The 21,657-nt window shown below is 58.0% G+C and carries 17 protein-coding genes; 5 read left to right on the top strand and 12 right to left on the bottom strand.

Features of this window, described 5'->3' with window-relative positions:
- Window positions 1-34 precede the first annotated feature (34 nt).
- Together FRY98_RS20260 and FRY98_RS20255 are read right to left on the bottom strand one after the other, a co-directional pair.
- Entirely contained in the window at window positions 35-1,465 is a 1,431-nt protein-coding gene (locus FRY98_RS20260) for a DUF4129 domain-containing protein (protein ID WP_148455356.1), read from the bottom strand.
- A 77-nt stretch (window positions 1,466-1,542) separates the two neighbouring features.
- A complete protein-coding gene (locus FRY98_RS20255) occupies window positions 1,543-2,526 on the bottom strand; it encodes an NAD-dependent epimerase/dehydratase family protein (RefSeq protein ID WP_148455354.1) in 984 nt (327 codons plus the stop codon).
- Window positions 2,527-2,658: 132 nt separating this feature from the next.
- On the opposite strand from FRY98_RS20255, the gene FRY98_RS20250 reads away from it, so the two are divergent.
- Complete coding sequence (locus tag FRY98_RS20250; protein ID WP_170287146.1) at window positions 2,659-3,975, top strand: glycosyl hydrolase family 28-related protein; 1,317 nt, start codon at window positions 2,659-2,661, stop codon at window positions 3,973-3,975.
- Here the strand turns inward: FRY98_RS20250 and FRY98_RS20245 are convergent.
- The 7 genes from FRY98_RS20245 to FRY98_RS20215 form a co-directional block, all read right to left on the bottom strand.
- Entirely contained in the window at window positions 3,911-5,413 is a 1,503-nt protein-coding gene (locus tag FRY98_RS20245) for a sugar transferase (RefSeq protein ID WP_170287145.1), read from the bottom strand. The genes FRY98_RS20250 and FRY98_RS20245 overlap by 65 nt on opposite strands.
- 204 nt (window positions 5,414-5,617) lie before the next feature.
- Window positions 5,618-6,892, bottom strand: a complete 1,275-nt coding sequence (locus FRY98_RS20240; RefSeq protein ID WP_148455348.1) for a glycosyl hydrolase family 28-related protein — start codon at window positions 6,890-6,892, stop codon at window positions 5,618-5,620.
- Window positions 6,893-7,016: 124 nt separating this feature from the next.
- Window positions 7,017-7,901: a GNAT family N-acetyltransferase gene (locus FRY98_RS20235; RefSeq protein ID WP_249043477.1), complete on the bottom strand. Its 885-nt coding sequence runs from the start codon at window positions 7,899-7,901 to the stop codon at window positions 7,017-7,019.
- Window positions 7,902-7,919: 18 nt separating this feature from the next.
- Window positions 7,920-9,014, bottom strand: a complete 1,095-nt coding sequence (locus FRY98_RS20230; RefSeq protein ID WP_148455346.1) for a DUF58 domain-containing protein — start codon at window positions 9,012-9,014, stop codon at window positions 7,920-7,922.
- A gap of 3 nt (window positions 9,015-9,017) precedes the next feature.
- Window positions 9,018-10,001, bottom strand: a complete 984-nt coding sequence (locus FRY98_RS20225) for an AAA family ATPase (RefSeq protein ID WP_148455344.1) — start codon at window positions 9,999-10,001, stop codon at window positions 9,018-9,020.
- 170 nt (window positions 10,002-10,171) lie between these two features.
- Window positions 10,172-11,281: a hypothetical protein gene (locus tag FRY98_RS20220; RefSeq protein ID WP_148455341.1), complete on the bottom strand. Its 1,110-nt coding sequence runs from the start codon at window positions 11,279-11,281 to the stop codon at window positions 10,172-10,174.
- A gap of 142 nt (window positions 11,282-11,423) precedes the next feature.
- Window positions 11,424-11,741 (bottom strand): thioredoxin family protein, encoded by a 318-nt coding sequence (locus FRY98_RS20215; protein ID WP_148455339.1) that lies wholly within the window; start codon window positions 11,739-11,741, stop codon window positions 11,424-11,426.
- Between the two features lie 269 nt (window positions 11,742-12,010).
- Here FRY98_RS20215 and FRY98_RS20210 point away from each other — a divergent pair, with 269 nt between their 5' ends.
- Entirely contained in the window at window positions 12,011-12,961 is a 951-nt protein-coding gene (locus FRY98_RS20210) for a helix-turn-helix transcriptional regulator (RefSeq protein WP_148455337.1), read from the top strand.
- 9 nt (window positions 12,962-12,970) lie between these two features.
- Here FRY98_RS20210 and FRY98_RS20205 read toward each other — a convergent pair whose 3' ends face one another.
- Window positions 12,971-13,831, bottom strand: coding sequence for a helix-turn-helix domain-containing protein (locus FRY98_RS20205; RefSeq protein ID WP_148455335.1), 861 nt, complete (start codon window positions 13,829-13,831; stop codon window positions 12,971-12,973).
- Between the two features lie 131 nt (window positions 13,832-13,962).
- On the opposite strand from FRY98_RS20205, the gene FRY98_RS20200 reads away from it, so the two are divergent.
- From FRY98_RS20200 to FRY98_RS20190, 3 genes are all read left to right on the top strand, one after another.
- Complete coding sequence (locus FRY98_RS20200) at window positions 13,963-15,021, top strand: Gfo/Idh/MocA family protein (RefSeq protein WP_148455333.1); 1,059 nt, start codon at window positions 13,963-13,965, stop codon at window positions 15,019-15,021.
- 25 nt (window positions 15,022-15,046) lie between these two features.
- Entirely contained in the window at window positions 15,047-15,922 is an 876-nt protein-coding gene (locus FRY98_RS20195) for a sugar phosphate isomerase/epimerase family protein (RefSeq protein ID WP_148455331.1), read from the top strand.
- Between the two features lie 264 nt (window positions 15,923-16,186).
- Window positions 16,187-17,047: a sugar phosphate isomerase/epimerase family protein gene (locus FRY98_RS20190; protein ID WP_148455329.1), complete on the top strand. Its 861-nt coding sequence runs from the start codon at window positions 16,187-16,189 to the stop codon at window positions 17,045-17,047.
- A 144-nt stretch (window positions 17,048-17,191) separates the two neighbouring features.
- On the opposite strand, the gene FRY98_RS20185 is transcribed toward FRY98_RS20190, so the two are convergent.
- Window positions 17,192-19,969 carry an endo-beta-N-acetylglucosaminidase gene (locus FRY98_RS20185; protein ID WP_148455327.1) on the bottom strand — a complete coding sequence of 926 codons (2,778 nt, stop codon included), beginning with the start codon at window positions 19,967-19,969 and terminating at the stop codon, window positions 17,192-17,194.
- Between the two features lie 73 nt (window positions 19,970-20,042).
- Window positions 20,043-21,560 (bottom strand): ABC transporter substrate-binding protein, encoded by a 1,518-nt coding sequence (locus tag FRY98_RS20180; RefSeq protein WP_148455325.1) that lies wholly within the window; start codon window positions 21,558-21,560, stop codon window positions 20,043-20,045.
- Window positions 21,561-21,657: the final 97 nt, after the last annotated feature.

Below are 21,657 nucleotides of genomic sequence, written 5' to 3'. Positions count from 1 at the left end.
CAGCCAGCCTCAGCCGGCCGTCACCGCTTGTGCCCTATCTTTTGCCTGAGCCTCTCAACAAATCCAGCTCCAGCTTGGCGCTGGAAACTTCCTCGTCGGAAGGCTCCGCTTCTCCGTAGCGAGCCCGATAGTACAGGGCGAGAAGCTTGGCCGTCGCGGCTTGCCGGCTCTCACGATCGGGCTCGGGATCGCGTTTCCCAGCCTCCGGTCCGAACCGTCCCGAGGCCGCCTTCCGGCCGAAAAGATGCCGTGCCTCCGCCGCCTGCTCCATGGGCGTAAGATGAGCCCTTGGCTTATACCCGGAGGACTGCGCATGACGAAGCCAACGGCGGTAAAGGTAACGGACGCGCTCCCGATTATCGCGGAGCTCTTCCCAGCGCTCTCCCCTGCCGAAACGCAAGCCCAGGAACGAAGCGCCCCGCCTTTCTCTGAGCTTGCCCCCGGCCCGCTTGGAGGCGTTCAGGCGGATTTCCTCATCCACGTAACCTGTCTGCCGCTCCGGTAGACCGCGCCGTCCGAGCAAGGCGGCCAGACGCCTCACCACCCGCCGCCAAAAGTCTCCGGCATGCCTGGACAACCAATACACCCCCAGGGCCAGCAGGAGCAGCAAAACACCTGTACCGAGTACGTAAAAGGCGATGTCGAGAACCTGTGAAAGCCACCCGGGCTCCGCCGCCTCTTCGGCGGCCGGCATAAACGGCGTAGGGGCGGGCCCGCCTTCGGTCTGCGGCGGACTTTCCGCCGGGGAAGGCCGGTTCAGCCAGCCGACTACTACCCGCAGAAGTTGCAGCAGCCCCTCCCCGAGCCAACGTCCCGCCCCGGCCGCCAACAGAACGGCCGCCGCAACGATCAGGCCGATCCAGGTTACGTTATACCGTTCCAGCCCGCGAGGCAGCGTTCGGGAACCGGCCGCTTTTTCTTGGGAGAACGTGCTGTACCGCAGATAGGTTCGGTTCACGTGAAACAGGGTCCACGCCAGGCAGAACACCCCCGCAGCCGTAATCAGCGGCATGTACGCGGCAAGGTTGGGGATCCGTGCAAACGCCACCCCCGACAATGTATAAAGTGCGATTCCCCACCAATACAATTTCTGAGGTCTGCTCCGCCCCGCCACGGTCATCCCCTCCCACGTCAATACCGCTCCTGCAGGCAGCCCGAACAAGAGCCCGGCCTGCTCCGAGCCGGTTGCGGCGAGCACCGCTATCCCATAAACCGCGCCCAGCAACACCGAAGCCGCAATCCGTTTCCAAAACAGCGGAACAAGCCCGCGAAGCAGGGCCCCGGCAAACAGCATCGCCCCGCCGAGCAAAAGCACTCCCCATGAGGATATGGAGGGCTGTACGAGTTCAGGTGCGAGATAGGCCAGAACCAGAATATATGCAGGAAGAAGGAAAATGGCCTCAACGAGCCCCAGCCCCCACAGTCGAAACGATTTCGCGATCCACCCCCTGGTAACCGTTTTCAATTCACCACCCGCTTCCGCGCCTTTTCTCCCATCATAACATAGCGGAACCGTCCGGAAAACCGGACGGCTCCAAGGGCTTACATGCTCGAAATTCCCGTTAGCTTTGGCTGGCAGGTGCCGGGAGGCTGCAAGTGCAGACCCGTTTTGTATTGGGCCTCATGCCGGAGCAGCGTATGCAACCCGTCGCGCAGGGTATAATAAGGCATCCAGTTCAGCTGCTCCGCCGCTTTTCGGTTGCACATCACGCTGTGATCGATATCCCCCGATTGCGGCGGAAGGAAATGCAGAGCCGGTTCCACTCCGGACAACTCCCGCAGCAGCCCGACGATTTCCAACAGGGAAATTCCTCCTCCGCCGCTGATGTTGATGATGTCCCGGCTCCCGTTTCGAATGGCCAGAACGTTGGCGTGGGCCACATCCTGCACGTGAACGAAATCGCGCGTCTGCTCCCCGCTGCCGAAGATCTCCAGCGGCTGTCCGCTTAAAATCCGTTCCACGAACGCCGTTATAACGCCGTCTTCCCCGGAGCGGGTTGTTTTGAATCCATAGACATTCGCGTACCTTAAAATGACGTAATCCAGTCCATATTGGACGGCGAACGAGTGAATATACCTTTCGGCCACCAGCTTCGACACGCCGTAGAAGGACTGGGGATCCGTGTTGTCCGTCTCTTGAATCGGGATGGATTCCGGCGTCCCGTATACGGCGGCCGAGGAAGCGAACACCAGCTTTTTCACGCCGAAACGAACGCACTGCATCAGCAAATGGATCGTCCCCATGATATTGTTTTCGGCGTCCTGACAAGGATCCTTCAAGGATCGTTGAACGCTGATCTGGGCGGCCAGATGAATCACGCAGTCCGGCCGCTCCGTCTCAAAGACTCCCTCCAGTTGCTCGGATACGAGGTCCAATTGATAGAAGGATACGGACTCGTCCCTTCCCGGCATGGCCGCCTCCGCCAACCGGTCGACAACAACCACTTGATAGCCTTGCTCGCGTAATAGTTTTACCGTATGGCTGCCGATAAAACCTGCCCCTCCCGTAACAAGCACCTTCATCATGTTCTACTCTCCATTCTAAAATAGGTGGCCTACAAGCCCCCTTTGACGTATTTCCGCTTCCTACTTTATGTGCCGAAGGGCTAATTTATGCGTTGGGTTCATAGGGATAGTACAAAGAGGGAGGTAGAGTATATGAACCGAAGCCCGATTTCAAAGAGGCGGCCCGCTCTGATCCGCTTGGCGCTGCTGGCGGTGTTGGCGGTGTTGGCCTTGGCGGTTCCGGCGGTCATCAGGCACCTTCAGGCTCCGCTGGTTCTGAATGTGAAGGATGAGGGAGCCCGTGGGGATGGGGTGACGGACGATACCGCCGCCTTCCGCCTCGTTCTGCAAAAAGCCGCCAATCACAAATACGGGGCGGACATTTTGATACCGGCCGGTACTTACCTTCTCGATCCCGAGCATCCCCTGCCCCTTCGCAGTGATGTCCGCATGGCCGGTCAAGGAGGACCGGTTCTTCGCTTCGGCTTACCCGGAACCGACCGATCCGGCTACGAAGCTCTCTCGGTCATGGGCCGGCGGATAAGTATCGAGGGCATCACCATTGACGGCAATTACCGTCTAATACGCGGCATAGGCGTGCATACCGGATCGCGGGAGATCCGGATACGGAACACCGTCATCCGGCAAATGAGCCAGCCCGATGATCCCGGGAACCCTTTATATTCCGCCGTGGTCAGCGGAGTCATGATCTATGGCGGCACGCGGGAAGTCACGGTGGAGAACTCGGTCATCTCCCGGATCCAGGCCATTCATCCTTCACCCGTGGCGCGAGGCATCATGGTGTGGAACAATCCGGGAGCCCCTCCGGCAAAACAGGTACGGATCGCGGGCAACCGCATTTTTGACATTACCCCCCGCGAGGACGCGGACGCCATTCATTTTGACCAAACGGCCCCAGGGGCTCCGCTATCGGACTCCATCGTCGAGCACAACCGGATTTCGTACAGCGCCAAACGCGGCATCAAAATTGCCGCCCCCGGCGTACTGGTCCGCCATAACCGGATCACGAACCCGTATAGCGGAAATAATCGCTACCGGTTCCCGGCATCCGACCGGATCCCTCAGGATATGTATGCGGCCATCTCCGTGTATGCCAGCGATGTGACCGTCTCGGATAATATCATCGACGGAGTCGGTACATTCTACGCGGCCATCGAAGCGGATGCCGGGACAAGAAGCCTTAGCCGGATCATCATCGAAAATAACGACATCCGGATGAGCCATCCGGACGCCTCTTCCAAAACTCCCGCCGACGGCATCGGTATCCGCCTCGGCCCCACCAACGGCGCAAGCGTGACGGGAAACCGGATTAGCGGCGTGCCTACGGGTTTATTCCTCCCTAGCGATCTCGCCGGCAGGGCGGGACAATTCCGCGACAACGCGGTTACCGGTGCGGAAACGGATATACGTTATCCGGCGGAATCCGCACGGTCCCGCGGGAATCCCTGAAAGCCGCCGCGCCGATTTCGGCGGAAACGCCCGCGGGATCGTAGGCCGCGGCGGCCGGGGAGACCGGCGAAGCCCCGCTCACTCCCTTGGCCTGTTCCCGCTGCAAGACGACGCGGATCGTCTGGGCGAGGATTTTCAGGTCCAGCAGCAGCGAGTAATTATGGATATAGGCGAGGTCGTACCGCAGTTTATCGGCCGCCGTAGTCGCGTAACAAGCCATCACCTGAGCGTAACCCGTCAACCCGGGCTTCACGGCCATACGGTCGTTATAATGCGGCAGTTCGGCGCTGAACCGGGAGACGAAATGCTCCCGCTCGGGCCTCGGACCGACGAGGCTCATATGGCCGAGCAGCACGTTGATCAACTGCGGCAGTTCGTCCAGCCGGGTCGCCCGCAACAGGCGGCCCAGCCGGGTTATGCGCTCGTCGCCGTCGCCGGCGAGGACCGGCCCGGTACTCGCCTCCGCACGGTCCACCATGCTGCGGAATTTTAACAGCGGAAACGGCCTGCCCCGAAGGCCCAGCCGTTCCTGCACATACAGCGCCCGCCCTTTGGAGGTCAGCGGCACGGCAGCGAACAGCAGCAGCATGAGCGGGGAAGCCGCGATAAGCAGGAGCGCGGCAAGCCCCAGGTCCGCGCCCCGCTTGATGAAACGCTCCGTCCGGGTCAGCCCGGGCGGCCGCAGCGAATACAGCAATTGGTCATCCAATTGCTGCAGTTCCGCCCCTCGGACGGACAAATCCAAAAACTCCGGCACCATCAGCACCTCCACGCCCAGGACGCCCGCCAATCGCACCGCTTCCTGGCGCAGGGCCGGGGGAACGCCCGGACCGATCAGGAGCACCTCGATGCCGTCGAGCAGCAGGGCTTCCAGGCGGCGGTTCAGCGATGGCGGGCGTCCGCCGGCCCCCCCTTCCCCGCCTGTCCGCATGACGCTGCGGATCTCCAGCCAGGGCCGCCCGCTCCGCACAAGCTTCCGGGCGCATTCCAGATCCTCTTCGCGGATTCCCGTGAGGAGGGCTGTCTTTTTACCGCGCGATCTTCTCCAGCCCAACAAGAACCGGGACATCCGGAACCCGAATGAAAGAAGCAGCTGCAGGCTCAAGGACACCGTGATCACCGGGTGCAAAACCGCCTCCGGCCGCAGCATTCCATGAAGCAGTACCGCTCCGGCGGCTACCGCGATATGGGACAGAAACAGATTCCACAGCACATGCGCGGGTTTCTGCCGGCCCGTTGCGTCGTACAAGTTGAACAGGTAGAAGACCAGCAGCGTAACCAGCCCTGTCCAAGATATCAGCAGCAGGACTTCCTCCCTGGAAGCTGCCTCCCCCCCGGGAGCCAGCCGAAATGCCGCCGCCCAGCTTGCGTAAATCCATAGGCCGTCCAGAAAAATAAGGCCCGCCCCCGGCCCTTTGGTGCGCATTGACTTGATCAATCTTTTCCCCTCCATTTACCCGATCGGTGCTTTCTTTCTATCTATACGGCACGGTAGGGAAAACAAGAACGGGAAAACATGAAGCCGGACAGTGGACGGACGAGGGGCACAAATCGGAATGGTATAACGGGGAAAAACGGACGTAAGGAAACGCAAAAAAGCCTAATCCCCGGGATGCGCCCCAGCAGGATTAGGCATTATTTTCTATTGTCTGACAACCACGTTCTGGTTCGTGGGAGAGGTCAAAACGGTAAATTTGGCGGCCCGGATCCGGTTGTTCGCACAGATGATGTTTCTCTGAACATAACCCCGAAGATAGGTGCTGAGGTCGATGCCTCCGCCTCTTTTTTGGACGAGAATATTGCCCCGGATCTCTCCTCCACTCGCGTTCTGCCAGGTCCAGATTCCCCGCTCCCCGTTGTTGACCGTGTTGTTCAAAATTTTAAAATCCCGGATATTTCCGAGGCGGATTCCCGTTGTTCCGGATATCGAGCTTCGCTCTCCCATGCCGATTTGATTGTTCTGAATCGTAATGTCATGGACTTCCTGGCCCGAGGCGACCTCGATCGCCGCATAAAAGCTGCCGCTGCCGTTGATCGAATTTCTTTCGACAAGTTGATGGTTGCCGTATAAGCTGATGGCCGAGTACATGTCCGGCGCAAGTTTGCCTTTGTTCGTACCCATGTAGTAATTGTTGTTCAAATACGAGTTCGTAATCCGGTTGTCCCGGGTGGTGATTCCGTCGGCATAGATCTTTATCGCACGCTTGGCGCAGTGATCGAACTGATTGCCCGAAATGACGCTGCCCACTTCGCTCCCCTGTCCGCCGTCCAGTGCGGGATCCTCATAATAGATGCCGTCGCCGTCGTCGGCGGGTCCGATATGATGGATATGGCTGTTGCTGATCGTCACATCCCTCGCGACCCGCTCCGCACTCCCCCAAGCGGTCGTTACGTAAATGCCCCTGGCGATCAGACTGCCGCTCGTAAGATTTACGGCTTGGACATGGGATATCTCGCACCCGGAAATTCGAATGGCTTCCGAGTTGCCGTAAATCACAATGCCGGCGACAATTCCGGTGAAGAACTCGCTGCCGGGATCGGTGCTGTGCGTAGCGCGGGTTACCTGAACGTTTTCCACCGTCACATCATGGCTTCCCCCGCCGATCACCAGCACGCGATTTACCCGGTTATTCCCGTCGAGCACGATATCGCGGATCTCCATTTGGTCGCCCGCCGCCCGCATCAGTTCCCAGCCGAACCCGCCGCCGGAAGCCCTTAGAACAGAGGTGGGTCCGTCTCCCTGAACCGTTGTCCTTCCGCAGACCCGAAGCGCCTTGCCCGGACGGATCATATAGACCCCGCTGGGAAAATATACGGTGTCGCCGCTCCGCATCGCCTGATCCAGCGCTTTTTGGATGGCGGCCGAATCGTCGGTTCGGCCATCGCCCCGGGCTCCCAGCATCGTTACATCAATCATGGCCCTTCCCCCCCAACATCATGGATGTGGCTTGCTGGCCCCCTTGAGAACGATTTTTTTGTACATCCTCTATCCTTATTTAATAATGCGGGAAGCCAAGGGACAATGGGCATATTCCTCAAATTTAAAGCATTTCCGCGCTGTTCGCCCGCGGCAGCGACAAGTACATCTCATACTGGAAAAGGGAGTCCCGCTGAAAACCCCGCCCCAGCAAAAAGCCCTCCATCTCGGCGTTATTGGCCAAAGAAACGCTCATCCTGGACAAATTCAGTTCGCGGGCGGCCGTGCCGAGCAGCATGGTGGCCGCTCCGCGCCCGCGGAAACGCCGGTCCACCAGAAGCACCGAAATCCGGCCGTCCCCGGTTATCGCCAGCATCCCTACGGTCTCATCATTTATCGCAGCACGGAAGAAAGAAAAAGCGGAACTTTCCCGGATCGAGTTCAGGTCATTCTGCCAATTAAGGTGAAAATAACGCCTCTGCGCCACCCAGGCTTCAAAAGAAGCCCATTCCGTCCTCCGCACCGCCATCTCCTTACCGGCGACCGGCCGCAAATGGCCCGTATCCTTTAAATGAAAGTAGGAAAGCTCGTAAACCTTTCGGTAACCGAGTTTATCGTAAAAAGATATCGCCCGCTCATTCCCCGCGATGACCTCCAGATACAGTTGGCGGCAACCCCGGCTTACCGCTTCCTGATCATGCAGTTCCATCAGACGCCGGCTGACCCCTCGGCCCCGTTCTTCCGGAATCACGGCCAGCGCGCCGCATCGCATGGTGGGGACCCCTTCGTATTCCCGGATTCCCCCAAGGATAAGGCCGACCGGCTCATTGCCCCGAAGCGCGACGAAGGAGTGCTCCCTCGCGTTCCCTTCCGGACCGAAGAAACGGTCCGCAAACTGCTCCATCGTCAATTGAAACCGGATCATATAATCGGAAAATCCCGCCTGAAACGCGCCGAACAAAACCGGTATTTCGCACTCCGTACCTCGGCAGTATCGAATCTCTTCCACGCTTGCTCCTCCTCACGGTCAGTCTTTGGTCTTCTTCTCTTCCTCCGGGATATCCATCCACTCGACTCCGTTTCCGTTCCGGCGAAGCTGCTGGGCGAGCGTTTCCAGCTTGTCGCCCCGGTGGCAGGAAATGATCAGGAAATCGGTATCCCTGACTCCGGTCTCCACGGCTTCCTCAAGCAGTCTGGACATGGTGACCGTACGGTCGAGCACGATCCGGGCCAGATGGTTCAGCAACCATTCCAGCTGGCCGGCCTCGCCGGAAGGTTCAATCCTCACCGGCTCCCTCGGGCCGTCGGCCAGCCTTCCGTTACAGATCAGCCCGGTTTCCAGTCCGTTCTTCAGCGCGTAGGCCGCCACCGAAGCGGCGAAGGATATCCCGAGTTCGATCCGGTCCGCGTCCAGGATATTCCTCCACATCGTCTCGCTGCTCTCCACATTCAAACAGAGCAGAAGGCGATGATCCGCCGTATAATCGCGCCGGTGCACCTGCACCGTGCCGGTTCGTGCCGTCGCCTTCCAGTTGACGCTGCGCAGCGGGTCCCCCGGCCGGTATTCCCGCGTCCCCGCGGTCAAAAAGGGATCCTCCACGATCCAGCGGCGGACCGCCAGCTCGCCAAGCCAGCTATGGTTCGGAAGCGGCAGCTCCGGTACAGTGCGGATCCGCGGATACACAAGCAGCTCCAGGTTCAGATCAAATTTTTTGACCTTCGTCACCATACCGAGCGGATCGCCGGTGGTCAGCGTCGCCGATTCCAGGCGGTACAGGCCGCGCCTAGAACAAGTGACCTCGTGGCGCCGGGTGATTTGCCGATACGGACGAAGAAAAAACAGGCTGATATGGTTTTGGTAGAGGTCGCCTTTATAGACATCGAGGTTGGCCTGTCGGCCGAAGTTTATTCCCGCCGCGATACTGGATTCCAGCCTAAGCCACGGCAGGGGCAGCGGCTTTTCGTTGGAGATGACCTCCACCATTTCGAGAGACTGTCCTTCAAAAACGGCTTCCTTCGAAAAGAAGCGGGTATAACTCACCCCTTTTAAGGCCCATCTTCCGTACACCACGGCCAAAAGGAGCGCGATTCCCAACGCGCAGACAACCGCCCAAGGCAGCATCGGTCAACCGCCCCGCTTTCCTGTCCCAGCCCCCGTCTCTTCCGCCGGTACCTCCACCTCGCCGAGCACCTGCCGGATCACGGCGGACTCCGGAGCTTCTCCAACGCCAACATGAAGCGCATGGTGCAGCAACAACCGGTGTGCCAGGACCGGGATAGCCACCAGCTTGATATCGTCCGGCGTGACAAAATCCCTCCCGCTCAGGAGCGCCAATCCTTGAGCGGCCCGGAGCAAAGCCATGGCGGCCCGCGGGCTGGCGCCGAGCCGCACGCCGGGATTCCGCCGGGTCGCTTCGGCCAGCCGGACGATATAGGCGAGCAGATCCCGGGAGACGTGGATCTCGGCGGTGAGGCGCTGGGCCTCCGCGATTTCCGCGGCGGTCACCACCGGGGCCAGTTCCTCCAACGGGTTGCGTTCACGGAACCGCAGCAGGATGTCCACCCCCTCCTCCAGGGAGGGATATCCCATGGAGATCCTCATGAGGAAGCGGTCAAGTTGGGCTTCCGGCAGCGGAAAAGTCCCCTGGTTGTCGACGGGATTCTGGGTCGCCATGACGAAGAAAGGCGACTCCAGCTTCCGCGTCACGCCGTCGATCGTAACCTGCCGCTCCTCCATGCACTCCAGAAGGCTGGACTGTGTCCGCGGCGTCGCCCGGTTAATCTCGTCGGCCAGCAGCACATGCGTGAACAGCGGGCCGGCGCGGAACTCGAATTCGCCGGTCTTCTGGTTGTAAAAGTTGATCCCGGAGAGGTCCGAAGGCAAAAGGTCCGGGGTAAACTGCACCCGGCGGAATTCACCGCCAAGCGAGACGGAAAGCGCTTTCGCAAGCAGCGTTTTTCCGGTCCCCGGCACGTCTTCCAGCAGCACATGCCCGTTGCCGAAAAGACCGGCGAGCAGCAGCTCGACAACCTCTTCCTTCCCTACCACGACCTTGCCGATATTTTGCCGCAGCCGGTCAGCCGCGTTCATCGCATCTTGCATATTCATGGATAAAACCACCGCCCTTATTCATCAAGTTATGAAGTTAGTTATTATGTACGCAAATGATTATGCCTGTTTACCCCTTAACTATAGCAAAAAGCCCGCCTGGTTTATAGCGGGCTCTTCATACGCTCAACGGCTGCGCGGCTGCGTTGTCATAAGTAGGGTTTCGAGCTTTACTTGCCCGCCGGATTGGGGACAGTCTCGGTGAGAGCGTTCAAAACGCGGTTCAGCTCCTCCCGCAAGCCGGCAACCCGCTCCTCGTCCGCGGCTTCACCGTAAATTTGCTCAAGCCGCTCCCGGCGGGCCTTGACCTCGGCCAGCAAAGAGATCGACCGCTTCATGGACGCGGAATAACGCGCCTTGATCGAACGCAGGGGCTCTGCGAATTTCTCGTCCGTTCCCGGCGTAATGGCCAGCTCGTAAACATCGAGAATACCGTCGCCTTCGCGGACCGGGAAATGCTCGTGCGGCGCGGTACTGTCGAAGATCGCCAGACTCAGCTCCGGAAAGACGAGCATATCCAGGCTGTTCGGGTCAAAGCCGCAATGGTACACCTCCGTGTCGATCCCCCGCTCTTCGGCCAGGGCGGCGAGTTTCCGGAACAGCGTCGATTTTCCCGAACCCGGCCGGCCTTTAACATAGATCCGCATACGCAGCCGATCCGTCAAATTCGGCACGAAATCGACCGCTCCCCGCCAGGTTGCCGCGCCGAGGAAACGATGCGTTATTCGCGCCGGGCCGGCATTCTCGAGGACGGGCAAATGCTTGTCGGCAAGTTCGGAAGCCAAGCCGTCCATCTTCTCCCGATCCAGTTCGTCGATATAGTACTTCTCCCATTCATCATGAATGCGTAGCGTCTGCAAAAAGGCCGCATACGCCTCCTCGTAGAGGGCCGCGATTTCTTCCTCCAGACGCTGCAGTTCCTGGCGGGCGGATGCGAGCTTCTCTTCCCGATACGCCGTCCGAAGGTCGATAAAGGTCAGCTTCGTTCCTGCCGGCTCGAAGTCTTGGGGCCAAGCTTCGCCGTCCACAAAGCCCGCGGACAACTCCTCGATGATAAGACCCTCGAGCAGATCCCCGTCGAGCGGCTGATGAATGAGCTGCAGCCCCCATCCCCGCCCTTCGCCGGTTGAAGCCAGATGCTCCAGCAGGCCGGCCGCCGCCCCCGGAACGCCTTTCAATACATAAATCGCCGAAAGTCCCTGAAACGCCGACTCGACCAGACTATGCAGACCGGCCGCCGTATTCCCCCGCGCAAAATAATGAAGTTCCCGCTTTGTCATTCGGAACCCAACTCCTCTCTCAACCTGGTGTTTCATACCTTACACCCTATGCGAGATAGCGGCCCTGTGTGTTCGCCCAGCTCGCACCGTTTTTCACGGATAAGCTCTTGCGGGGGAAGCCCGGCGCTTTGGCCGGGCCGGGTCAGCGCTTAAGCCAACGGTGCAGGTCGACCACGGAATGGAGTGCGTACTCGATGCGGGCCGGGCGGCCGTTTTCGAGAATCACCAGGCAGGGTACGCTGGAAATCCGCCATGTTTCCCGCAATACGGGGGCAAAGTTGATGTTGACTTTGGTGACCGGCATCGCCGTCCCCGTCTCCAGAACGATTCCGAGCATCCGCTCCGCCAACGCGCACGTCCCGCAAAGGGGTGTATGGAAATATATCGCTTCGGGATCGTTTCTCCCTTCCTGCCGGAGTTGAGCCAGCAGTTCGTTTTCCGACTTTTCCGGAATGTTCACGCTCTTCCCTCCTCCCTTTACAAAACGATCCGATAACCGCCATAATAACGGCAAAGATTGTCGCCGTAAAACAAAACCAATCAGGTTGGATTAAAAAAGCAGTTGTTGCCCCATTGGGTGCCCATACCCCATCAAAACCTTGCTGATCATAGCATTGAAGATTAAATTCCTGCAGATCTGCATCTTTTGGGAGTTGGCTGGAGGAATAATTTCACACGCCGCCCCAATGCACATTAACAATACTCCAACTATAGCGGAGGAGAACCGACATGCCCAAATCGAAACGATTGATGGAACTGATGATGACCGTAAACCGGAAGCGCAAGTTCACGGTCCGGGAGCTGGCCGAGGAGTTCGGCGTCTCCTCCCGCACCATTTTGCGGGATTTGCAGGAGCTGAGCGAGCTTGGCGTCCCCCTCTACTCCGAAGTGGGACCGCACGGCGGCTACCGAGTGTTAAACGAGCGCGTGCTGCCGCCGATCGCCTTTACTGAAGGAGAAGCCGTCGCGATTTTTTTCGCCAGCCACGCGCTGCGCCACTATCATTACCTTCCCTTTGAGACGGAGGCGGCCTCCGCGCTCGGCAAGTTTTATCATTTCATGCCGGGCGACGTTCGCGACCGGATCGATGAGATGAAGAACCGCGTCGATTTCGTCACGCCGGAGAGAAATTCCCGCTTCCCTTACCTCCCGCTGCTGCTGGATAGCGCCGTCCGCGGACAGGTGATCCGGATGGAGTACGCCCCGGCGGGCGACGGCCAGCCGGAATGCCGGGATATTCAACCCGTCGGCATCTATGCCAAAAACGGCCTGTGGTACTGCCCGGCATACTGCTATCAACGCGGAGATTTTCGGCTTTTCCGCTGCGACAGGATTCTGTCCGCCGCCCCTTCATCGGAAATCCCGCCCCTGGATTTAAGCGAAGTTCACCTCGACAATTGGGAAGCCCGAAAACGTTCCAAAGTCCACAACACCAACATCCGCGTGGAACTAAGCCCTACGGGAGCGGAGCTGTGCGAGGCCGAGCTGAGCCGTCACATCCCGCTACATCTCCGGGAAGACGGTTCCGGCTGCCTGCAAGGCTCGATACCGCTCGGGGAGGTGCCTTTTTTGGCGAGTTTTTTTATCGGATTGGGCCGTGAAGCCACCGTCCTTGAACCGCCTGAGCTGATAGAGGAAATCAAGCGGAAGCTGGCCGAGTTAACGGCCAAATACCGCTAGCCCGGGCGGTCACGTTCCGACCCGGCTGCGGTAGCTGCGGGGCGATACGCCGGTGATCCGCTTGAATACGCGGGAAAAATAAAACATATCCTTATACCCCAGCGCCTCGCCGATCTCCTTCACGCTCATGTCCGTGTTGAGCAGAATATTCCTCGCTTCGGCGGTTTTCAGCCGATGGATAAACTCATTCAAAGGGTAACCGGTGTATTCGTGAACGACCCGGCGGAGCGTGGACACGGAAATATGATGCCTGGCGGCAAGCTCGGAGGCGCTCGGGGTCTCATATAGGGAGCGGCCCAGGTCCTCGATGATTTTCAGGGCGAACCTGCCCCGATTCCCCGCTTCCGCCCGGTCTCCCTGGGAGACGAGTTCGTACAGCAGCGACTCCAGAAGCAGGGCCGCCCGGTCCAGGTTGCTCGGCATGCCGCTGTCGATCAGCATAAACATCATCTCCATTTTGTGCAGCAGCGTTTCGTCGACGGAGACGCTTTTGACCGCATCGACCTCAAACAGCCAGTCCCGGAGCCACTCGTCCACCCTATCCCCTTTGACCGTGAAATAGTACTCATCCCAAAAGCCTCCGGTATCCGGCCCGTAATTGAATATCGCCCCAGGGTAGAGACAGAACCAGGAGCCGGCCTCCACCCGTTTTATTTCACCGCCGTCAATCTGGTAATACCCGCTCCCCGCGGTGATGACGACGAACGCCCAGTGCCGGAAGTCGGAATCCCTGCGCTGCGACGTTCTTCCCGGCAAATGCCCGGCGGAGACGATCGACAGCGATTGGAGCTTCAAACGCTTCGGATCGACGGCCGGATCGAAGACGCGTATCGGATGAGGACTGATCATATAATCCATATATTTTGTCATCCTGCACATTCTCCCTTTGATATGACTGTGATAGATTATGATTAATTGAACAAATAAAACAAATTTATGCAAGCCAGCCGGTATCATTGTAGCAGACTTGCATAAGTAAAGAAAGGATGTAAGCGATCGCAATGAGCGAACTGAAAGTAGGCCTGATCGGCAACGGATCGATTTCGGAATCCCATCTGCAAGCTTATTTGTCCAACCCCAAGGCGGAGCTTGTCGCCGTCTGCGACCTGAAGGAGGACCGGGCGCGGGAAACCGCCGCTAAATACAACATCCCGCATGTATACACCGATTACCGGGAACTGCTCGCCAACCCGGAAGTCCAGGCCGTAAGCATCTGCACCTGGAACAATTCGCACGCGGAAATCAGCATTGCGGCGCTCCAGGCTGGTAAGGACGTGCTTTGCGAAAAACCGTTGTGCAAGACGGTGGAGGAAGCCCTCCGGATCGAGCAAGCCGTCCGCGAAACGGGAAAGCTGCTCCAGGTCGGCTATGTGCGCCGCCACGCCTCCAACATCGCCGTGCTGAAGAAGTTTATCGATGCCGGGGATCTCGGGGAGATTTACTTTGCCAAGGCGAGCCTCGTCCGGCGGCTGGGCAACCCCGGCGGCTGGTTTGCGGACAAGGAACGGTCCGGCGGCGGTCCGCTGATCGATATCGGCGTGCACGTGATCGATTTGTGCTGGTATCTGATGGGCAAGCCGAAGGTGAAATCCGTTAGCGGCAATACGTACAACAAGCTCGGCAACCGCTCTCATATCGAAAATTATGATTTCTATAAAGCGGCCGATTATGACGCTTCCTTCAATACGGTGGAGGATATGGCCAACGCGTTGATCCGCTTCGAGAACGGCGCATCGCTCCTGGTGGACGTCAGCTTTTCCCTCCATGCCCGACAGAACTCGGCGCAGATCAACATCTACGGCGACAAGGGGGGCGCCGAAATCGAGCCGGCGTTAGCGATCGTGACCGAGCGGCACAATACCATCATTAATATCGACCCGCAGATCAGCAGTCCGGGCTTCGAGTTCCAGGGGAGCTTCGACAGGGAGATCAACCATTTCGTCGACAGCTGCCTCGGCCTGCACGAGACAAATTGTCCAGTGGAGGACGGCGTAGAGATGATCAAAATTTTGAACGCTATTTACGAATCCGCGGCAACGGGCCGGGAAATTCAATTTTAAAGACGGGTAAGGAGGCGATCCGAAAATGAAATTGCCAAATAAAATCGGCGTAATTGTGGACAGCTTCGGCGTTGGCGTTAGAGAAGGATTGAAGCAGGCCAAAGCGGTCGGCGCGGAAGGGGTGCAGATTTATGCCGTCTCCGGCGAAATGGACCCCGCGGCGCTGACCGCCGGCAAACGCAAGGAACTGCGCGATTATATCGCCAGCCTGGGACTGGAGATTTCCGCCCTGTGCGGCGATCTCGCCGGCCACGGCTTTCAGGACGCGGAGGCCAATCCGGTCAAGGTGGAAAAGTCCAAGCGGATTCTCGACCTGGCGGTCGAGCTGGGCACCAACATCGTTACCACACATATCGGCATCGTTCCGGAAGACCCGAACAGCCGCATATACGAGGCGATGCAGCGGGCCTGCGAGGAACTCGGCGTGTATGCCAAAAGCATGAACGCTTATTTTGCCATCGAAACCGGACCTGAACCCGCCGCCCATCTCAAAAGCTTCCTGGACACGCTCACCACCAACGGCGTCTCCGTCAACTTTGACCCCGCCAACATGGTCATGGTCACGGGGGACGATCCGGTTCAAGGCGTCAAAACGCTGCGCGATTATATCGTCCATACGCATGTCAAAGACGGCATCCGCCGCCGCCCGGTTGATCCGCGGGACGTGTACGGCTTCCTCGGCTACGACGCGATGAGCCACGAGAAAATCGCCGAGATGGCCGCCTCCGGGGCCGCCTTCGAAGAGGTGCCGCTCGGCGCGGGCAAAGTCGACTTCCCGGCCTATTTCGCGGCGTTGCAGGAAATCGGCTATACCGGCTACCTGACGATCGAGCGCGAGGTCGGCGACAACCCGGCGGAAGATATCGCCAAGGCGGTATCTTTTATCCGCTCGTTCCGCTAGGCGGGGGACACGGCCTCCCCCGGCAAGCGAAAAAGATGCAAATCTGCAGGAATTTCCGCCGAACCATGGACCACCAGGCGAAAAAGATGCAAATGTGCAGGGATTTTCGGCCATTTCTGCGGCAAGGGACCTTTTCATCAAAAAAGGATGCAGATTTGCAGGAATTTTGATTTTACGACTCCATACGTACGAAAAAGCCTGCAGATTTGCAGGAATTCTCAACCGCTATCCTAATATCCTTAAGAACAGGGAGATGAACCCGTTATGAAGCTGGGCATCAGTTCGTACAGCTTATATCAAGCCATGCACCAGGGTCGGATGAACATTCTGGAAGCCGCCGAATGGATCGCCGAAATCGGCGCGGAGCACATTGAAATTGTGCCTAATCTCGGTTTTGATTTCGACAGTACGCCGGAACTGGAAGAGCAGTTGAAGGAGAAAACCCGTGCCTTGGGCCTGGAGATGTCAGGCTACTGCATCGGGGCCAATTTCGTCATGAAGCCGGAGGCGGAATACGAGGCGGAAATCGCCAAGGTCCTCGCCGAGGTTGACCGCGCCAACCGGCTCGGCATCAAGCTGATGCGGCATGACGTCGCTTCCCGTGAAGACACCTCCATCGTCCGCTTTAACGAGGACCTGGAGAAGGCCGCCGCGGCCTGCCGGATCATCGCCGACCACGCGGCCGGGTATGGCATCACCACCAGCGTGGAGAACCACGGCTATTACGTTCAAGCCAGCGACAGAGTCCAGGCGCTGATCCATGCGGTAGACCGTCCGAACTTCAAAACGACGCTGGATGTCGGCAACTTCGCTTGCGTGGACGAGAATCCGGTCACCGCGGTGAAGCGCAACTTGCCCTATGCCTCCATGGTGCATATTAAGGATTTTTACATTCGTCCTTCCTACCGTAACCCGGGAGAGGGCTGGTTCCGCAGCGCCGGGGGCAATTACCTCCGCGGCGCGATCGCCGGACACGGCGACCTCGACTTGTGGGAGATTCTTCGCACCATCAAAAGCTCCGGTTACGACGGGTTCCTGTCGATTGAATATGAAGGCATGGAAGATTGTCTGACCGGTACAAAAATCGCCTTCGATAATGTGCGGCGAATTTGGGATGAAGTCTAAAAAGCAGCTTATTCTCATCGAAGCAGCCAGCCCCCGTTCGGGGCTCTCACCCTAAAGTAAAAATGACGCCTATGCCGGGCTGCTGGGCGACACCGAAAAAGGAGGTCAAGCCAACGGCTTGGACCTCCTTTTCCTTTTATTGCATCAATCTCGATTCAATCCGAAAACCTCAAAACCATAAATCCGGGCCGCCGTGTCTCCGCCTTGCGTCGGCTTCTCGACGACAAGCCGCGCATAACGTGCCGATGTCAAGGCGATGGCATGCTTGCTGATCCCCTTGGTGTTGTCGCCGACCTGTACGGCATCGGTCCAGTTCTCGCCGTCCGAGCTAAGCTGAATCCGGAAGCCCCTTGTGTTGAAGGCCGCGGCCTCCCCGCCGGCTTCGGCATGCTTGACGACGAACTCGCTGATTTTATGCTCGGCCCCAAGATCGACCGTCAGTGTATGCGGCCCATCGCCTACCGCGCACCACTTCGTTTTGTCGTCACCGTCCAGGGCAAACGGCGGAGCTTCTTTCTCGTTCACATAGCTGGACGCCGTCGCCTGCTTACCCAGGGCCAGGTCGGACACGCCGCCGGCCGCCTCCTTGGTCACGGTGATCATTTGCCGCTTCACGACATCCTCGCCGACCTGGTTGGTCGCCTTCAATGTCACTTCGAACGTCCCCTCCTGAAGATAGGTCACCTTCGGGTTCCGCTCCGTGCTGCTTGACGGCTGGCCGCCCGGGAAGATCCACTCCCAGCCTTCCGTAACCTCCGACGATTTGTCGGTAAATTGCACGCTTTCGCCGGGGGCGATTAGCGTACGGTTCGCTTCAAAACCGGCCATCGGCTTCGGATAGGCCGGCCATTCGAAGGTGACGGAAGCCGGTTTCCCCGGCTCATACTGCCGATTCACGGGAATAACGACCAATTTCGTTGCGGCTTCCTTGTCCAGCCGCTTCATTTCAGGCACGTAATAAACCGTGTTTCCGGTCATGCCCGCCAATTCGTAAGCTCCATCCGGCTTGACGCGGTAAATTTGATAATACGGCACGTCTTCGCCGTCCTTCGGAGCTTCCCACGCCAAGCGTGCATCGCCGTAAATGCCGTCCCGGAAGTCGTTCTCCAGCACTTTCAGCCCGGTTACCGCTTTCGGCGGCTTGGCCTTATTCTGTTTTTGTGTAACCGCGAGTTCACCGATATACGCTTCATATCCCTCAACAGGCGCGGACGAAACAAATTTCAACGATAGACCGCTGATCGTACGGCCTTTATACTTGTTCAGCTGAACGCTGCCCTCTCTCCATGCCCCGCCTTCCCCGGCGGAGGTCCATTTTTTAGGTTCGACGAAAATATACTCCTCCGGCGCGTCCGAGAACGCGACTCCGATTTGTACGGTTCCCGCGGCGCCATTATCCCGATAAATGAGCGACAGCTCCGTCGTCGCCGACACCGGGATGTTCGTCTTGTACAGCTTCAAATGGGTCGGATTGTCTGAAGACAAGTCCCCCGCCACCTTGAGCGAGCTGCCGCCGTAATAGGGTCGGGAGAAATCGAAGCTCGGCGTCAGGGCCTTTCCCGGTCCGCCCGATTCGGCAATCCACCGCCAGGTCGGCAAAATATCCTGCAGACTCCGGTTGCTCCAATCCTTCTCCCGCATCACCTTTCCGTCGACCGCAAACAGACGCCCGTTGCCGGTGTTGAAGTGCGTAATGAATTCAGGTCCGGTCACGACGCTTTTATCGGCGATATCATGGGAGATGCCGCGCCAAGAATAAGGGGCGGTCTCTTCCGATTTCGACGGATCGTGATCCGCTCCAACCCAAAAGACCTGCTCCTTCTCCAAATATTCCTCCTGCGTCTCCGAACTGTTGAACGCCCAATCCGGGCGGTAGATGCCGAGCGAGGTCGTGGCCGTTTTTCCTTCCGGGAACAACACGGGCCAATTGTACTCTCCGTTGTAGCCGTTCGCTTCGACATCGATCCCCGCGAACAGCTCGTAAGGACTGCGTCCAAGCCCTTTCGCGATTTCCGGCGACTTCAGGTAGGGGGTCACGTAATCGTATTTTCCGTTGACTTCATCTTTATACTGCCAGCGGAAGTCGAGAAACATCGCGTCGGAAACCCGATCCGGTCCGTCCTGGAAAAACGCCTTGTTCTTATCGGTCAACGCGCCCTGCCATTGAATCTTGCCTTCATCGATCATGGAGTCGTACCAAATAATGTCCATGCCCGGATCTTTGATTTGCTGCATGTACTTCAGGAAGAGCCGCATCTTATCCGCGTCATCTTTGGTCGCGCCCTGGGTTTCCTGATTGATGAACCAGCCGTCGAACCCGTAATAGCGCGCGGCCTCGATCAGCTTATCCGCAACCGGAAACGTGCCGTCCTCGCGCTGCTGCAGGAAATCCCGCAGCCACTCCAGTTTGCCGCCATGCTCCGTTTGCGGAAAGAAAACGGTTCCAAAAACCGGTACGCCGTTTTTATGCGCCGCATCGATCACATCCGCGCTCGGCGGCACGATCAAGCCTTCGCCGGCCGATCCCCCCCACATGACGAGCTTGTCGATATACTGCCAGAAGCTGAATGCGTAGGTGTGAAACTTCTCGCTGCCTTGGGACGGCGCTCCGCTGGTGCTCGGGTACATCGCGGATAGCGCAATCACGTTAGCCTCCGCTTTGGCGTTCGGGTTCACCGTTTCTCCGAGAAACCGGCCCTGCCGCAGCTTCACCGTTCCCCGGTTAAACGCCGCGTCCTTATCGGTCGCAGGTGACCATTCCAGCAGCGTATCCGGGTACCAATAAGAAGAATGAGGCTGCGCCGCTTCCGCATTTCCCGGCGTTCCGAGAAGAATTCCGGCGAGCATCGCGATGCCGGCGGCCTTTGCCGCCCCTTTGCTCCATTTCGTTTTCGTAAAATAGTCCGGCTTCCGTCTTTTCATCCATCCAACCTCCCGTTTTCGGAATATGAAAAAGCGAGAAACGGCCGTACGCGCCGCCCGTTTCTCCGAATTTCTATTTTTGCTCGGCTTTCCAGGCGTCAAACTGCTTTTGAGCTTCCGCAATCACTTTGTCGATCCCCGCGTCCTTGAATTTCTGAAGCGCCCTCGGCAAGTATTCGTCCGGATCCACCGATCCCGTATACAGCGCCGGGATAAATTCTTTGGCCACGTTCGTTACCGCCGCGACTTCCGTTTTCACCGGAGCCGTGTCGAAGTTAAATCCAAAGGTAGGCGCCACGATGGCCGACGAGTTGAACTCCTCGAAAGCATTCCATTTGTCTTTCGGCTCTCCTTCATGCAGGTAGGTCAGGAACATGTTGCCCAGCGCGAAGCCCGGCATCGCGTAGCTTTCCTGCATGGCCGGAAGGTCCTCGATGTACGGCTCTTCCATTTTCTTGTAGTGGACGTCTTCGATGCCGTATTGGATCAGATTGCGCAGATAAACGTCCGTATTCAGCAGGTTCAGGAACATCATCGCCCGCTCCGGGTTTTTGGAGTAGGAAGAAATGGCGAGCATGGAGCCTGCGGCCGAGCTGGTATAGATGATCGGCTGATGCATCGGTTTCGTAACGATATCGTACCCCGCGCTTCTCGACCATCCAAGCTCAGCGTAAGGCTGCGTGATTTCGCGGTCTACGAGCCATTTTCCGGTCTTCATGTTGTCGATGCCTTCCAAGGTCGCGATATCCTCGCGGACATAACCCGCCTTGTAATACTTCCGCATCGTTTGCAGGGCTGCTTTCAGCTCCGGAGATTCCAGAATATTCACGTATTTGTGATCCTTGGTGTCGATGTACATGCCGATCGGGATTTCATCGCCCAGGACGAAGTCGAACGGCAGGTACGGCTTAAAGTTTTTAGGAACCGCCAGCGGCGTGATGTCCGCCGGTTCGTTGTCTTTGATCGTCTTAAGCAGCGGCTCCAGGTCTTCAAGCGTCGTTACGTTGGAAATGTCGAGATTGTATTTATCGAGATACTTTTTGTTGAAGCGCCATACGAATTGCTGGGCCAGTTCTTTGTTGGCGGGAATTCCGTAATTGACGCCGTTGACTTTCGTGCCCTCCAAAAACCGCGGATCCAGCACTTCCTTGATCCCTTGGCCGTATTGGTCCAGCAAATCGTTCAGCGGCATAAACGCGCCTTTGGCGGCATTCGGAAGATAGTCGAACGCCCAGGAGCTGGTGAAGGCGATATCGTAATCTTCACCGGAGCTGGTGATGACCTGCATGCGCTGGCTGTAATCGCCCCAGTCGATCATCGTGATATCCACCGTGGCGTTGATTTTTTCGGTCACGTATTTATTGATTTCTTCCTGAACCTTGGGCAGGTCCTTTTGGTTCGGGCCTATCAGGTATAGCTTCAAAGTGACCGGGTCCAGTTTTGACACGTCGACCGTCCCGTCGCTTTGAACCGCATTTTGTTCTTTGGATGGTCCGTTGCTGCTTTTCCCGTTTCCGCCGCATCCCGCAAGAACCGTGGATAGCGCAAGAACCAAAGCCAGCACGAAACCAAAGGACTTCTTCTTTTTCATGTTCTTTCCCCCTACGCATAAGATGGATAAAGAAAATTTGTATATTTGAAACCGCATTCATTCCCTGCCGCCTAGCTACTTTAAATCTCCGGCAAAG

Origin of the sequence: Paenibacillus faecis (assembly GCF_008084145.1) — a bacterium.
In the GTDB taxonomy this organism is placed as follows: Bacteria; Bacillota; Bacilli; order Paenibacillales; family Paenibacillaceae; genus Fontibacillus; species Fontibacillus faecis.
Note: the sequence above shows the minus strand (reverse complement) of the source record. Positions and strands in the feature narration are given on the sequence as shown.

Excerpts from the sequence above, each read along its gene's own strand:
- FRY98_RS20255 (WP_148455354.1), bottom strand. The coding sequence starts at position 2,526 with ATGATGAAGGTGCTTGTTACGGGAGGGGCAGGTTTTATCGGCAGCCAT.
- FRY98_RS20250 (WP_170287146.1), top strand. The coding sequence starts at position 2,659 with ATGAACCGAAGCCCGATTTCAAAGAGGCGGCCCGCTCTGATCCGCTTG.
- FRY98_RS20240 (WP_148455348.1), bottom strand. The coding sequence starts at position 6,892 with ATGATTGATGTAACGATGCTGGGAGCCCGGGGCGATGGCCGAACCGAC.
- FRY98_RS20230 (WP_148455346.1), bottom strand. The coding sequence starts at position 9,014 with ATGCTGCCTTGGGCGGTTGTCTGCGCGTTGGGAATCGCGCTCCTTTTG.
- FRY98_RS20225 (WP_148455344.1), bottom strand. The coding sequence starts at position 10,001 with ATGAATATGCAAGATGCGATGAACGCGGCTGACCGGCTGCGGCAAAAT.
- FRY98_RS20220 (WP_148455341.1), bottom strand. The coding sequence starts at position 11,281 with ATGACAAAGCGGGAACTTCATTATTTTGCGCGGGGGAATACGGCGGCC.
- FRY98_RS20210 (WP_148455337.1), top strand. The coding sequence starts at position 12,011 with ATGCCCAAATCGAAACGATTGATGGAACTGATGATGACCGTAAACCGG.
- FRY98_RS20205 (WP_148455335.1), bottom strand. The coding sequence starts at position 13,831 with ATGACAAAATATATGGATTATATGATCAGTCCTCATCCGATACGCGTC.
- FRY98_RS20200 (WP_148455333.1), top strand. The coding sequence starts at position 13,963 with ATGAGCGAACTGAAAGTAGGCCTGATCGGCAACGGATCGATTTCGGAA.
- FRY98_RS20195 (WP_148455331.1), top strand. The coding sequence starts at position 15,047 with ATGAAATTGCCAAATAAAATCGGCGTAATTGTGGACAGCTTCGGCGTT.
- FRY98_RS20190 (WP_148455329.1), top strand. The coding sequence starts at position 16,187 with ATGAAGCTGGGCATCAGTTCGTACAGCTTATATCAAGCCATGCACCAG.
- FRY98_RS20185 (WP_148455327.1), bottom strand. The coding sequence starts at position 19,969 with ATGAAAAGACGGAAGCCGGACTATTTTACGAAAACGAAATGGAGCAAA.
- FRY98_RS20180 (WP_148455325.1), bottom strand. The coding sequence starts at position 21,560 with ATGAAAAAGAAGAAGTCCTTTGGTTTCGTGCTGGCTTTGGTTCTTGCG.